Origin of the sequence: Pseudomonas sp. R45(2017) (assembly GCF_002112305.1) — a bacterium.
Lineage (GTDB): Bacteria > Pseudomonadota > Gammaproteobacteria > Pseudomonadales > Pseudomonadaceae > Aquipseudomonas > Aquipseudomonas paraglycinae.
Map to the genome: position 1 here is coordinate 226,586 of NZ_NEHH01000002.1, position 14,406 is coordinate 240,991.

At 59.8% G+C, this 14,406-nt stretch carries 13 protein-coding genes; 3 read left to right on the plus strand and 10 right to left on the minus strand.

The genetic code is table 11. The features are described from left to right. Positions 1-219: 219 nt before the first annotated feature. Positions 220-2,547 carry an autotransporter outer membrane beta-barrel domain-containing protein gene (locus CAF74_RS05370; RefSeq protein WP_256578342.1) on the plus strand — a complete coding sequence of 776 codons (2,328 nt, stop codon included), beginning with the start codon at positions 220-222 and terminating at the stop codon, positions 2,545-2,547. A gap of 57 nt (positions 2,548-2,604) precedes the next feature. Here the strand turns inward: CAF74_RS05370 and CAF74_RS05375 are convergent, their stop codons facing one another. From CAF74_RS05375 to CAF74_RS05400, 6 genes are all read right to left on the minus strand, one after another. After that, positions 2,605-3,054 (minus strand): hypothetical protein, encoded by a 450-nt coding sequence (locus CAF74_RS05375; protein WP_085745563.1) that lies wholly within the window; start codon positions 3,052-3,054, stop codon positions 2,605-2,607. Between the two features lie 158 nt (positions 3,055-3,212). After that, positions 3,213-3,854, minus strand: a complete 642-nt coding sequence (locus CAF74_RS05380) for a DUF1345 domain-containing protein (RefSeq protein WP_085745564.1) — start codon at positions 3,852-3,854, stop codon at positions 3,213-3,215. A 153-nt stretch (positions 3,855-4,007) separates the two neighbouring features. Then, on the minus strand, positions 4,008-4,481 hold the full coding sequence (locus CAF74_RS05385) for a hypothetical protein (protein WP_085745565.1): 474 nt from the start codon (positions 4,479-4,481) through the stop codon (positions 4,008-4,010). Continuing rightward, positions 4,478-4,924: a hypothetical protein gene (locus CAF74_RS05390; protein WP_085745566.1), complete on the minus strand. Its 447-nt coding sequence runs from the start codon at positions 4,922-4,924 to the stop codon at positions 4,478-4,480. Before CAF74_RS05390 ends, CAF74_RS05385 begins: the two co-directional genes overlap by 4 nt. A 126-nt stretch (positions 4,925-5,050) precedes the next feature. Continuing rightward, positions 5,051-8,149 carry an efflux RND transporter permease subunit gene (locus CAF74_RS05395; protein ID WP_085745567.1) on the minus strand — a complete coding sequence of 1,033 codons (3,099 nt, stop codon included), beginning with the start codon at positions 8,147-8,149 and terminating at the stop codon, positions 5,051-5,053. 15 nt (positions 8,150-8,164) lie between these two features. Beyond that, positions 8,165-9,322 (minus strand): efflux RND transporter periplasmic adaptor subunit, encoded by a 1,158-nt coding sequence (locus CAF74_RS05400; protein WP_085745568.1) that lies wholly within the window; start codon positions 9,320-9,322, stop codon positions 8,165-8,167. Between the two features lie 263 nt (positions 9,323-9,585). Here CAF74_RS05400 and CAF74_RS05405 point away from each other — a divergent pair, with 263 nt between their 5' ends. Both CAF74_RS05405 and CAF74_RS05410 read left to right on the plus strand, forming a co-directional pair. Continuing rightward, a complete protein-coding gene (locus CAF74_RS05405) occupies positions 9,586-10,287 on the plus strand; it encodes a response regulator transcription factor (protein WP_007960391.1) in 702 nt (233 codons plus the stop codon). Between the two features lie 4 nt (positions 10,288-10,291). Beyond that, positions 10,292-11,593: an ATP-binding protein gene (locus CAF74_RS05410; RefSeq protein WP_085745569.1), complete on the plus strand. Its 1,302-nt coding sequence runs from the start codon at positions 10,292-10,294 to the stop codon at positions 11,591-11,593. A 142-nt stretch (positions 11,594-11,735) separates the two neighbouring features. On the opposite strand, the gene pncA is transcribed toward CAF74_RS05410, so the two are convergent. The 4 genes from pncA to CAF74_RS05430 all read right to left on the minus strand — a co-directional run bounded on the left by pncA (position 11,736) and on the right by CAF74_RS05430 (position 14,249). Further along, complete coding sequence (gene pncA / locus CAF74_RS05415) at positions 11,736-12,362, minus strand: bifunctional nicotinamidase/pyrazinamidase (RefSeq protein WP_085745570.1); 627 nt, start codon at positions 12,360-12,362, stop codon at positions 11,736-11,738. Between the two features lie 50 nt (positions 12,363-12,412). After that, entirely contained in the window at positions 12,413-13,171 is a 759-nt protein-coding gene (locus CAF74_RS05420) for an anti-sigma factor (RefSeq protein WP_085745571.1), read from the minus strand. Beyond that, positions 13,168-13,653, minus strand: coding sequence for a sigma-70 family RNA polymerase sigma factor (locus tag CAF74_RS05425; RefSeq protein ID WP_139832887.1), 486 nt, complete (start codon positions 13,651-13,653; stop codon positions 13,168-13,170). Before CAF74_RS05425 ends, CAF74_RS05420 begins: the two co-directional genes overlap by 4 nt. Before the next feature lie 62 nt (positions 13,654-13,715). Next, complete coding sequence (locus tag CAF74_RS05430; RefSeq protein ID WP_085745573.1) at positions 13,716-14,249, minus strand: tetratricopeptide repeat protein; 534 nt, start codon at positions 14,247-14,249, stop codon at positions 13,716-13,718. Positions 14,250-14,406 lie beyond the last annotated feature (157 nt).

A 14,406-nucleotide genomic window follows, 5' to 3' on the forward strand; every position in this document is an offset into this window, starting at 1 on the left:
AAAGTTATCCGTAGTCTGGCGACCGCTTCAGTTCCGGCTCGCAACTCGTTTGAGTCGGACGCTCGTTCCTCACGGAATGTAATCGAGTAGGACTCAACCATGTCGCCCAAATTGAACACCCCGTTTCAGAAAACCTCGATCAGCTTGGGAATTTTGTCCCTGCTGCCCCTATTGATGAATTCGCCGCTCACCCAGGCGGGTACCGTTCCGGCGGGTACCATGCTTGCCATTGACGGCACGACGCCGGTGCAAATCTGGCAACTTCAAGACAACGCCATCCTGAATGCCACCAATGCCACGACACTGGAAATGAACAGCAATCCCGGTGGCCTGATCAATCTGACGGGCTCGAATGTCAACGCCGCAGCGGTCTCGGGGATTTCACTGGTCAACGCCAGCGCAACCCTGGACAACTCAACGGTTAACAATGCCACTGGCATCGGCATTTCGGCAGTACGCAATAACAACAGCGTAGGCGGTTCAAGCGTGACGCTGCGTAATGGCTCAGGTGTTCAGGGCTTGACGGGGGGCATTGCGGGCAACCGATTCAGCGTCATCAGTCTGCAAAACTCCACCGCCGAAGGCACTGGTGCGAACAGCTTCGGGATCAGGATGCTGGAAGGTTCACTGTCGGCCACCGGCAGTACGATTAGCGGCGGTCTTAATGGCGTGACGGTTGGCACTGACACTCAGGTGAACGCCGTTATCCCGACCAAAATAATTCTGGACGGCACTCGTGTCGAAGGCCAGACCGGCTCGGCACTGGTGGTCGGCATCAACGCGCCGAATTTCCCGACAGTGGCAGACATCGAAGTGCGTAACCGTTCGACGCTGGTGGCCGGCAACAACACGTTGCTTGAAGTCCGACAAGGTGCTTCGGCTGGATTCCTCGTCGACAACAGTGACCTGACCGGTAACGTCACGGTGGTTTCGGGCAGTTCCGCGAATGTCACGTTGCAGAACAATGCGTCGCTGACCGGTGATCTGCAAAACGTCACGACCGCGGTGTTGAACAATCAGGCGCGCATGACCGGCAATGTGCTCGGTGCTTCGAGTGTGGCGCTCGACAACGGCTCGACCCTGACCGGCAATCTCGACAACGTCGCCACGGTGACGATCAACAATCAGAGCGTCATGAACGGTGACGTCAATGCTTCTGCCAATAGTGCTTCGAGTCTGACGCTGGACAATGCTGCCACGCTCACCGGCCAGGTGAACAATGTCGCCAATTTTGCGATCAACAATCAGGCGCTATGGCAGATGACTGGCAGCCAATCGGTGAACAATCTGTCACTGGGCAATGGTGGCACGGTAAGTTTTGGCACTCCTCAGCAATACTTTCAATTGAACGTCGCCAACCTGTCGGGCAACGGCACGTTCCGGATGGGCACCGACTTCAATCAGGGTCTCAGCGATCTGCTGAATGTCACGCGCAGTGCTTCCGGCTACCATCAGTTGCTGGTCACCAGTTCCGGTCTTGATCCGATCAATGACTCGTCCATCAAAGTGGTGCAGAGCGTGGCGTCAGGCGCGCAGTACGGCCTGGTGAACAACCGTGTCGACGTAGGCGCATTCACTTATCTTCTGGTGAAGAAGGGAGATGACTGGTTCCTGCAACCGGACAAGACTGTTGTCAGCACACCGACACGCGCCGCATTGGCCATTGCCGGTACAGCCCCGACAGTGACCTATGGCGAAACGGTTCTGCTGAACAACCGCATGGGTGATTTGCGGGTCAATGGCGGGCAAACGGGCGGATGGGTGCGCTCTTTCGGCAGCCAGTACAGCATCAGTAACAATGCTTACGGAAATGGTTACAAACAACGACAGTATGGTTTCTCGATGGGCGTCGATACGCCGGTGCATATCGCCGGCGAGCGTGTACTGCTCGGTGTGTTTGCCGGTTACAGCAAATCCGATCTGGATTTGAGCCGCGGCAGCTCCGGGGAAATCGGCAGCACCTCACTCGGTCTTTACGGCACCTGGCTGGGCGACAGCGGTTACTACCTGGACACGGTGGCCAAGCTCAATCACTTTCGCAACAAGGCCGACGTGATGCTGAGTGACAACACCAAAACCAAAGGCAGTTACAACAGTCTGGGTGCAAGCGCGTCGGTGGAGTTCGGCAAGCATATTGAGTTCGCGGATGGCTATTACATCGAACCGTTCACCCAATGGCAGGGAGCCTCGGTGCAAGGCAAGGATTTTCGTCTGGACAATGGTCTGAGTGTCGACGCTGATACAACCCGTTCCATGCTGGGCAAGGCGGGCCTGAACTTAGGGCGAGGCATGAAACTGGCGGATGGCAGTGTCCTGCAACCCCACGTGCGGGTGGCTGCCGTACATGAGTTCGTCAAAACCAACGAAGTGCGGGTCAACGACAACAAGTTCAACAATGATCTTTCCGGCACGCGCTTCGAAGTGGCCGCCGGCGCATCCTGGACCCTGAATGACCGCTGGCAGCTGCACGCGGAGCTGGACACCAGCAAGGGCGACAACGTCACCAAAGACTTCGGTGTGAACATGGGGGCGCATTACAGGTTCTGAGGGAACGGAAACTAAAAAGGGAAGCGATGGCTTCCCTTTTTTGTGCCTGCGGCTGCATCACTTCAAGACTTGAAAACCTCCCTTCAACTGGAAGGTAGTGCCATCGGCGTTCTCCAGCGTCACATTGAAATCGGCCGCGACATTCTTTTGATCGCTCGCAGGCTTGATCTCGATGTCACCTGAAATGCCTTCACTGATCGCAGTGCCGTCTTTATAGCTGACGGCTACGTCAGAGCGGCTGGTCAAGACATGTTTCCCGATCGGGAAACCATCGGGGACGATCAGGGTAAGTTCACGTGCCGGGTTTGTTTTGGCTTTCGTGCCCGAAGGTGGCCGATCAATGGCGGTTATCTCTACCGCGTCGATTTTGTCAGGGCCGACCTTTTTGGTTTCAATCAGTCGGGAAGAGGCAGTGAAGTCCGCGACAGGGGCTCCACCGTTGGCGAAAGCTTTTGCGGTCACAAAATTACCGGGGGCAAAACTGGTGCGTCTGATCACAGCGTTCATGAATTGGATCTCCGTTCACTTTGGGGAAGTATCCAAAGGCCATTGGGCCCTAACTCTGGATGCATCATAAAAGCGCGATTCAGGCGATCTGTACACTGTCAGACTTGACAGGTTACAGCCCTTGAAATCTGTGAGCGAATAGCCACTGACGCCAGCCCTCAGCCAAACAATCCGGCGGCGATGTTGATCGAGAAACCCAGAATCGCTGTGTTGAATACGAAACCGATCAGCGACTGCGCCAGCACGATCTTGCGGATCTCCCGCGTGGCCACGCCGACATCCGCCGTCTGCACCGCGACGCCGATGGTGAACGAGAAGTACAGAAAGTCCCAGTAATTGGGCGTCGTCAGGCCTTCGGCAAAGCGCAGCGCCGGCTCTTTGCCGTCCCAGGTGTAAAACAGCCGGGCGTAGTGGACGCAGAAAATCACCCCGATCAGCAGCCATGAGCCAATGACCGTCAGTGCGGTAAAACCGTAGTGCATCAATTTGTGGTGGGTATCCAGATCCTTGCTGCCGACAAGTTCCAGGGTGATGGCCGCCAGGCTGGCCAGCGCCGCAATACACACCACGAACAGCACCAGCCCGGCGTTTTCATCTTCGACGACGGCGATCTGCTTGACGTCCGGCGCCTTGGCCCTGGCGGTGAGCCAGAGCATCAGCGCCAGGTAGGTCCAGACCCCGGCATTCCAGCCAATGAGTATTTTACTGATGACGGAATCGGCGGGTACCAGAAGGCCGACGGCAAGGCCGACCAGGAACGCGGCAGAGAGGCGAGGGTGGGTGCGGGCGAGGAAGCGCATGGGCGGCTCTTTGTTGACGGCGTCGAGCAAACCATAGCATGGGTGTGGGTTCTGGCTGGCGCGGAGGACTGCAAAAAGAAACCTTGTGACTCTGTCAGCATCGACAAGAAGCCCAAGGTTTTTATGTTTCAGAAGGATGGGCGGGAAGCTGGATCAGTTATGGATCTGAAGCTTGCCTTTGGAGACTGTCACGGTTTTTGGAACAGCGTCACCGTTCTGGCCGAGGAAGTCGAACTCGGCTTCAATTTGCCCCTTCTCCGAGCCGGCAACAGGGAAGCTGAGAAAGGTGACTGTCCCTTGAATCGCTTTGTAAAAAGGATCGATACCAAGCGCGAGTCTTTCCACGAAAACCGCTCTGACCAGACTGACATCCGTATTCAAGTCGTAGGGGGTATTCAAACTGGCGGTTTGCACCACATTCAGAACAATGCTCAGACTCCGTTGAGGACGACTCGGGCCATCAATCCACCATTCTCCCCTGGCTGACCAGGCCTCTTGTTTGAAAAGTTGATCGTATTGAGTCGTGAGGAGAACCGTTTCTGCCGTGTAGCTATTCTTCACTGGCGGCTCCAGGCCATCGACGTCAGCGGTCAAGCTATCTTCGGACACTGGTTGAGCAGCACTCATGGTTTTGCTCTCCTTTGGTCGTTCGGCACCAGATGCAGTTTTCCCTTGACAGTCACTTTCTCTTTTCCATTCTGCGACACCGCAACGAAGTCGAACGTTGCCATGGCTTCATCTTTAGCGGCGTCCACGGTGACAGTGACTGTGCCGCTTTGCGCAAGGAAAGGCGCTTCGACAGAGCTTGATGTACTTTTCCACCAGCGGCCTGTCGCTTGGCGTTCAGGATCGGCGAAATCGAAGGTCTGGTTTTCCATATCGCCCTTGTTTATGAAATTCAGGGCAATGTTTCTGCGTTCATTCGGCGATTGCACCAACGAGGCCCACCCCTGAAGGGAGCGGCCCATACCCAATGAGTAGAACTTTTCTTCTGCGTTAAAATTCCGGAGTTCGGGATCGCTCGTGGTGGCTGTGAATTTGCCATCTGCATTGCCCTTTACATTCGTCATGAGAAGCTCCTGATTCAAGTCAAACCGCTAAGTCAAACGTGACAGGAGCTAGCCTAAGTTTTTGGAGCAATTGGCGAACCTGTCAACTTTGACAGGTGTAAAAACCGATCGACTTATAGCGAAACTTCATTTTTTGCCGGCCCATCGGGTTACGGCTTTCACCACCACCACAAAAAACACCGGCACAAAAATCACCGCCAACGTCGCGGTAATCATCCCGCCAATCACTCCGGTACCGATCGCCTGCTGGCTCGCCGAACTTGCGCCGGTGGCAATCGCCAGCGGCACCACGCCCAGAATGAACGCCAGCGAAGTCATGACAATCGGCCGCAACCGCAGGCGCGCTGCTTGCAGCGTGGCGTCAATCAGGTCATGCCCTTCGTCATAAAGACTCTTGGCAAACTCGATGATCAGGATCGCGTTCTTCGCCGACAGGCCGATGATGGTGATCAGGCCGACCTTGAAGAACACGTCGTTGGGCATCCCGCGCAAAGTCACCGCCAGCACCGCGCCGAGTACGCCCAGCGGTACAACCAGCAACACCGATGTTGGAATCGACCAGCTTTCGTACAACGCCGCCAGGCACAGGAACACGATCAGCAGCGACAGCCCGAGCAGAATCGGCGCCTGACTGCCGGACAAACGTTCCTGCAACGACAGACCAGTCCATTCCTGACCCAGGCCTTTCGGCCCCTGAGCGACCAGCCGTTCGATTTCCGCCATGGCTTCGCCGGTACTGTGGCCGGGTTTCGGCTCACCGGAAATCGAGATCGCCGGGTAGCCGTTGTAGCGGGTCAACTGCGCCGGGCCTTGAGTCCACGTGGCTCGGACGAACGCCGACAGCGGCACCATTTTTCCGGCGTCGTTGCGCACATGCATTTTCAGCAGGTCATCGACCTGACTGCGACGGTCACCTTCAGCCTGCACGACAACGCGTTGCATCCGCCCCTGATTGGGGAAGTCGTTGACGTACGAAGAGCCAATGGCGGTGGACAGCACGTTGCCAACATCGGCGAACGAAACCCCCAAGGCGTTGGCCTGCTTGCGGTCCACTTCCAGTTGCACTTGCGGCGCTTCGGCCAGTGCGCTTTCACGCACGTTCATCAGGATCGGGCTTTTCTCGGCGGCTTCCAGCAACTGGGTGCGCGCCTCCATCAAGGTCGCATGGCCGAGGCCGCCACGATCCTGCAGGCGGAACTCGAAGCCGCTGGACGTACCGAGACCGTCAACCGGCGGCGGCAGCACGGCGAACGCCACGGCGTCCTTGATCTGGCTGAGGGCAATGTTGGCGCGGTCGGCAATCGAACTTGCCGAGTCGTCGCCGCCACGCTGCGACCAGTCCTTGAGCGTGGTAAACGCCAATGCGGCGTTCTGCCCGCTGCCGGAGAAGCTGAAACCGAGAATCACAGTGCTGTCGCCCACGCCCGGTTCGCCGGCGTTGTGCGCTTCGATCTGCTCGACCACCTGCACCGTACGGTTCTTGCTCGCACCGGGCGGCAGTTGGATGTCGGTGATGGTGTAACCCTGATCTTCAACCGGCAGGAACGAGGACGGCAGGCGCGCGAAGCACAGGCCCAGACCCACCAGCAACACAACGTAGATCAGCAGATAACGACCGGTGCGCTTCAGCGCGTAACCGACCCAGCCTTGATAGCGATCGGTCAGTTGCTCGAAGCGACGGTTGAACCAGCCGAAGAACCCGGTTTTCTCGTGGTGTTCACCCTTGGCAATCGGCTTGAGCAAGGTTGCACACAGTGCCGGGGTCAAGGTCAGGGCGAGGAAGGCCGAGAACAGAATCGAAGTGGCCATCGACAGTGAGAACTGGCGATAGATGACGCCCACCGAACCCTGCATGAACGCCATCGGAATGAACACCGCGACAAGCACCAGCGTAATGCCGATGATCGCGCCGGTGATCTGGGTCATCGCCTTACGCGTCGCTTCTTTCGGCGACAGGCCTTCGGTGGCCATAATCCGTTCGACGTTCTCCACCACCACGATGGCGTCGTCCACCAGAATGCCGATGGCCAGCACCATGCCGAACATGGTCAGCACGTTGATCGAGAACCCCAGCGCAAGCATGGTCGCGAAGGTGCCCATCAGCGCCACCGGCACCACCAGCGTCGGAATCAGGGTGTAGCGGATGTTCTGCAGGAACAGGAACATCACTGCGAACACCAGCAACATCGCCTCGCCAAGGGTGTAGACCACTTTGGTGATCGAGACCTTCACGAATGGCGACGTGTCGTAGGGAATCTTGTATTCCACGCCGGCCGGAAAGTAGCGCGACAGTTCATCCATTTTGGCGCGGATCAGCGTTGCAGTGCTGAGGGCGTTGGCGCCCGGCGCCAGTTGTACGCCGACGGCGGTGGACGGCTTGCCGTTAAGACGGGTGCCGAACTGGTATTCCTGGCTGCCGATCTCGACCCGCGCCACATCCTTGATGCGCACGGTGGAGCCGTCCGGGTTGGCCTTGAGCACGATGTCGGCGAACTCTTCCGGGGTCGACAGTTGTCCCTTGACCAGAATCGTCGCGGTGATTTCCTGAGTGCTCGGGTTTGGCAGATCGCCGATGCTGCCCGCCGAGACCTGGGCGTTCTGCGCGACGATGGCGGCGTTGACGTCGGCCGGCGTCAGGTTGAAACCGATCAGCTTCTGCGGGTCGACCCAGATCCGCATCGCCCGTTCGGCGCCATACAGCTGGGCCTTGCCGACGCCGTCGATGCGCTTGATCTCGTTCATCACGTTGCGCGCCAGATAATCGCTGAGCGCTACGTCGTCGAGCTTGCCGTCGCTGGAGGTGAGGGTGATCAGCAACAGGAAACCGGCGGAGACTTTCTCCACCTGCAAACCTTGCTGGTTGACCGCTTGCGGCAGGCGCGACTCGACCACTTTAAGGCGGTTTTGCACGTCAACCTGTGCCAGTTCCGGATTGGTGCCCGGCTGGAAAGTGGCCTTGATGGTGGCGCTGCCGAGGCTGCTCTGCGATTCGAAATACAGCAGGTGATCGGCGCCGTTGAGCTCTTCCTCGATCAGGCTGACCACGCTTTCGTCGACGGTCTGCGCCGAGGCGCCCGGGTACACGGCATAGATTTCGATCTGCGGCGGCGCGACGTCGGGGTATTGCGCCACCGGCAATTGCGGGATGGCCAGTGCACCGGCCAACAGGATGAACAGCGCGACGACCCAGGCGAACACCGGGCGGTCGATAAAGAACTGCGGCATAGAAGAGCGTCCTGCTTACTGACCAGAGGTCTGGGCAAGTGGAAGAGGGGTGTCGTCGATCTGCACCACTTCGCCCGGACGGGCGTGTTGCAGGCCTTCGATGACAATGCGGTCGCCGGCCTTCAGGCCGCCGGTGACGATCCAGCGGTCGTTCTGCACGGCACCAAGCTGAACCGGCTGCTGGGCGACGCGCATCTGATCGTCGATGGTCAGCACTTGGGCCACACCGGCGCTGTCGCGCTGCACCGCGCGTTGCGGCACGGTAAGGCCGTGCTGGATCAAGCCTTGTTCCAGGCGCACGCGAACGTAGCTGCCGGGCAGCAGATCGAGATCCGGGTTGGGAAACTCGCTGCGCAGGATGATCTGGCCGGTGCCCGGATCGACGGTGATGTCACTGAACAGCAATTTGCCTGGCAGCGGATAAAGGCTGCCGTCGTCCTGGATCAGCGTGGCCTTGACCTGATCCTGGCCGACCTGCTGCAACTGGCCGGACCGGAATGCCCGGCGCAGCTCATTGAGTTCGCGGGTCGACTGGGTGAGGTCGGCGTGGATCGGGTTCAGTTGCTGGATCAGCGCCATGGGCGTGGTTTCGTTCTGGCCCACCAGTGCGCCTTCGGTCACCAGCGCGCGACCAACGCGGCCGGAAATCGGCGCGGTGACGGTGGCGTAACCAAGGTTCAACTTCGCGCGCTCGACGGCAGCCTTGTTGGCGGCCACGTCGGCGGCAGTCTGCCGGGCATTGGCGCGGGCGTTGTCGTAATCCTGTGCGCTGATGGCCTTGTCGTCGATCAACTGGGCGTAGCGCTGTTCCTGCAGTTTTGCCTGGAACGCGTTGGCCTCGGCCTTGCGCAGGGCGGCTTCGGCGCTATCGAGGTCAGCCTTGAACGGTGCCGGATCGATGCGGAACAAAACATCGCCCTTTTTCACGTCGCTGCCTTCGCGGTAGGTGCGTTGCAGCACGACGCCGGCGACCCGGGCGCGGACTTCGGCAATGCGCGGCGCGGCAATCCGCCCGCTGAGTTCGCTGCTGATCGACAGGGGGCGCGCCTCAAGGGTTTCGATCCGCACGGTGGCCGGCGGCGCCTGTTCCTCGGCGTTCGAGGATTTATCACAGGCACTCAGCGTCAGCGCCAATGCGATCAGGCCGAGCCCGGCCAGCAGATTCTTCGACATGTACAACCCCCAATATTGATCTGCGCATCCTACGGACAGTCGCCGAGGGTAGCGGTGAAGCTTTGTAGGCGCTGTGTGAAATTGTGTAAGGGTTTTGCTCCGGGACGAGTGAGGGCGTATATCCTTTACGCCTTGATATTTATTGCGACAGATAAAGCATCGCGAGCAGGCTCGCTCCCACAAGGGATTGCATTCCAAGTGTGAGAGCGAGCCTGCTCGCGATAGCGGACGATGGGTCGCCACTGTATTTCTGGATCACCTCAATGCCCAACATTCTTCTGGTCGAAGACGACACCGCCCTCGCCGAACTGATCTCCAGTTACCTCGAACGCAACGGTTACTCCGTCAGCGTGATCGGCCGCGGCGACCATGTGCGCGAGCGGGCGCGGCTCAATCCGCCGGATCTGGTGATTCTCGACCTGATGCTGCCGGGCCTGGATGGCTTACAGGTCTGTCGATTGCTGCGCGCCGACTCGGCAACGCTACCCATCCTGATGCTCACCGCTCGCGATGACAGCCACGATCAGGTGCTGGGCCTGGAAATGGGTGCCGACGATTACGTCACCAAACCCTGTGAGCCGCGCGTCCTGCTGGCGCGGGTCCGGACTTTACTGCGGCGCAGCAGCCTCGGCGAGCCGATGACCGCCAACGACCGGATCCTGATGGGCAATCTGTGCATCGACCTGTCGGAACGCACGGTGACCTGGCGCGAGCAACCGGTCGAGCTGTCCAGCGGCGAATACAACCTGCTGGTGGTGCTGGCCCGTCATGCCGGCGAAGTGCTGAGCCGCGACCAGATCCTGCAACGTCTGCGCGGCATCGAATTCAACGGCACCGATCGCTCGGTGGATGTGGCGATCTCCAAGCTGCGGCGCAAGTTCGACGACCACGCCGGCGAGGCGCGCAAGATCAAGACCGTGTGGGGCAAGGGTTATCTGTTCAGCCGTTCCGAGTGGGAATGCTGATTCGATGTTCAGAATCCTGTTTCGCCTCTATCTGGTGACGATCGTCTCCTACAGTGCGGCGATCTATCTGGTGCCGGATCTGGTAGTGATGGCGTTCAAGCAGCGATTCGTCACTTACAACCTCGACTATTCCCGAGGCCTGCAATCGCTGATCACCAAGCAGTTTCGCGCGGTGCCGCAGGATCAGTGGCCGGCGCTGGCAGCATCGATGGACAAGGATTTTCAACCGCTGCACATCGTGCTCGCCCGTATTGATGACCCTGGCTTCACCGCCATCGAGCAAGAGCGGCTGCGGCGTGGTGAGAACATGGTGCGGGTGGGCGACTGGGGCTGGCGCACGCTGGCGGTCACGCCGCTCAACGACGAAATGGCGGTGCAGATGGTGGTGCCGCCGGATCCGATGGACGTGAACCTGTTGTACTGGAGCATCAACGTGCTGATCGGCGCCAGTCTGCTGGCGTGCCTGTTGCTCTGGTTTCGCCCGCACTGGCGCGATCTGGAACGCCTCAAGGGCACGGCCGAACGTTTCGGCAAGGGCCATTTGAGCGAGCGCACGCAGATTGGCGCAAGCTCCAACATCGGCAGTCTGGCCAATGTGTTCGACACCATGGCCGGCGATATCGAAAACCTGCTCAACCAGCAGCGGGACCTGCTCAACGCCGTGTCCCACGAATTGCGCACGCCGCTGACCCGCCTGGACTTCGGCCTGGCGCTGGCGCTGTCCGATGACTTGCCGCAAGCCAGCCGCGAACGCCTGCAGGGGCTGGTCGCGCACATTCGCGAACTGGATGAATTGGTGCTGGAGTTGCTGTCCTACAGTCGCCTGCAGAATCCGGCGAAGTTGCCGGAGCAGGTCGAAGTGTCGCTGGACGAGTTCATCGACAGCATTCTGGGCAGCGTCGATGAAGAACTGGAATCCCCGGAAATCGTCATCGATGTGCTGCTGCACAATCAGCTGGAACGCTTCTCCCTCGACCCGCGCCTGACGGCCCGCGCGATTCAGAACCTGCTGCGCAACGCCATGCGCTACTGCGAGAAACGCATTCAGATCGGTGTGCAGGTCTGCCCGAAAGGCTGCGAGATCTGGGTCGATGATGACGGCATCGGCATTCCGGAAGACGAGCGGGAGCGGATTTTCGAGCCGTTCTATCGACTGGATCGCAGTCGCGATCGGGCGACCGGCGGGTTTGGCCTGGGGCTGGCGATCAGCCGGCGGGCGCTGGAAGCGCAGGGCGGGACGTTGACGGTGGAGGGTTCGCCATTGGGCGGGGCGCGTTTCAGGCTTTGGCTGCCAACCCCGACCTGATGATCGCTGAGGTCCCACCCAGAGCGCTGATCGTTCCCACGCTCTGCGTGGGAATGCCGCCCAGGACGCTCCGCGTCCTTTGTGACGCAGAGCGTCACCGTATGCATTCCCACGCGGAGCGTGGGAACGATCAGCAAGTGGGTCAAAGCAGTTCCGTGGACTGGATCAACCCAACCCCAGCTACCTGCATCCGCTCGATCGCCGACGCCAGCGAGCCGTTCAAATCAATCGCCCGGCAAGCATCCAGCACCACAAACGCATTGAACCCCGCCGCCCGTGCATCCAGCGCGGAGAACATCACGCAGAAATCCAGCGCCAGGCCAACCATGTACACCGTGTCGACCCCGCGTTCCTTCAGATAACCGGCCAGACCCGTGGTCGTGACGCGATCCGCTTCCAGAAACGCCGAATAGCTGTCGATGTCCGGGTTGCAGCCCTTGCGGATGACCAACTGCGCGTGGGGCAGATCGAGTCCCGAGTGAAACTCGGCACCGCGTGAACCCTGAATGCAATGATCCGGCCACAGCGTCTGCTCACCGTACGGCAGTTGAATCACATCGTAAGGCTGACGCCCGGGATGGCTGGAAGCAAACGAAGCATGCCCCGCCGGATGCCAGTCCTGGGCGATGACCACTTGCTTGAACTGCCCGGCGAGCCGGTTGATCAGCGGAACGATCATGTCACCTTCGGGCACGGCCAACTGGCCACCGGGAATGAAGTCGTTCTGTACGTCGATGACCAGCAGGGCTGTGCGTGGCGAAATCGGCATAAATCCATCCTTCTTGGAAAATCACCCGAGCAGCATAGTGACAAAGTTCTTTAAACGTTCAGCCGGGTCTTAAACATTTTTGCCATGTCCTCCAGCTCGGAAGCCGGGTGGTGGCCGATCAGCATCCAGGCGTGTTCGCGTTCGGTCCAGTAAACCACGTTCATCCCGTGCCGGCGTTCATGGGCCAGCGGCTGGCTGCCGCTGTTGGTGCGCGTGACGCATAGCGCCAGCGGGCCGTGGGTGGCGTCGAGCCAGGTCATCTGGGCGATGGGCACGCCGTCATACTCGAGCAATTGCGCGCGTTTGAACTGTGCGCCCGGCAGTTTCAGTTTCGCCGGCGACAGGCTCACGCCCAGCCGCGCATCGACGGTTCGCAGCTGCGCCAGTTGCGAGGCTTCGTCGGTGGGCAGATGTTCGAGGGTCTGCGGCACATACAGCGCCATGTAATCGCCCACCAGCTCGCGCCAGTTGTGCGATTGCTGCGTTTGCCAGGCCAGGAACAAGCGGTCCGCCGCGACACCTGCGAGCGCCACGCCCGCTGCTGCGGCGCCTATGAACCAGCGCCGGCTCAAACCGGGCTTCTGCGGTGACGGCGCGGCATCGAGCCGGGCCTGCAAACGGTCGAGCGGCGCCTGTTGGGCCAGTTCGTCGTAGGCAGCCTTGAATGGCAGGTTGCTGCGACTCAGCCATTGCACGCGCAAACTCAGCAGCGGATCGTCGGCGATGAGGCTGTCGAGTTGGCTGCGCTGTTCGCGGTCAAGTTCATCGTCCAGATACGCCACCAGTTGCTCGTCGGAAGGCGCATTCATTGCCGGTCTCCTGCGGGGGTGTTCGGTACCGCTTGCAGCGGCGGGTATTCGGCCAGTTTCAGGCGCGCGGTGGCCAGACGGCTCATGACCGTGCCGATCGGCACTTGCAGGATCTCGGCGATTTCGCGATAGGACAGGCCTTCGACGTAGGCCAGATAAACCGTTTCGCGCTGGGTTTCCGGCAGCGCATCGACCCGGCGGATCACCTGCGCTGCCATCACATGAGTCTGCGCGGCGTATTCACCATCGAACGTCAGCTGGCTTTCGGCATCCGCCACACCCTGGCCCTGGCGCACCCGGCGGGCGCGCACCTCATTGAGCCAGATCGAATGCAGGATGCTCAGCAGCCACCGATCCATGCGTGTGCCGGCCACGTACTGGCCCGAACGTTCGAGCGCCCGCACGCAGGTGGCTTGCACCAGATCCTCGGCCACGTGCCGATTGCGCGACAGCAGCAAACCGTAACGCCACAGGCGCGCCAGGTGTTGCCCGAGTTCGGCTCTGAAGGCCTGATCGCTGAAAATGTTCGCCTCCGCGTGTCGTGTCAGGTTTTCGATGAATCGTTGATGGCTTCGGCCAGGTCCCGGTATTCCTCGCAGGTAGTGCCGCAGATCTTCTGGATGTGCTGCAACTGCTCCTGCGCCAGATCGACGCGGCCCTTGATCATATAGGCTTCGCCCAGGTATTCGCGGACTTGCACGTACTGCGGATCAAGTTTGACCGATTGCAGGTAGTAACCGATGCCTTCGTCGGTGCGCCCCAGTTTGCGCGTGGCGTAACCGCGATAGTTGAGGGCCTTGGCGGTGTTCGGTTGTTCCAGCGTGTCGAGCAGGGCCAGGGCTTCTTCATAACGGCCGGCCTTGGCCAGACGGTAGGCGTAGTCGGTCCGGTCGGCGTCGGGCACCAGATGGCTGGTCTGCATCACGCACTTCTGGGTCTTGGTGTCGAATACCTGGCCTTTGGGGCAGTTGGGTTTCTGCACCGGCGCCTCTTCATCGCCATTGGCGAAGGCGAGGGGGCTCGCGAAAACGGCGGCCACCAGCAACGGGGCGGCGAACATAACGGAACGGATAGTCATGGGCAAGGCTCCACAGGGGGTCATGTTTCACTTTGAACACCGCAGGGTGAAAATTTATTCATTGCTTTGTCAGGCTTTGTTAAAGGAAAGCCCTTTTTCCGGCGCTATGCTCGTCAGCACTCGTTGTCGATCTGCAGTTCTACCATGGGAGTTTGGC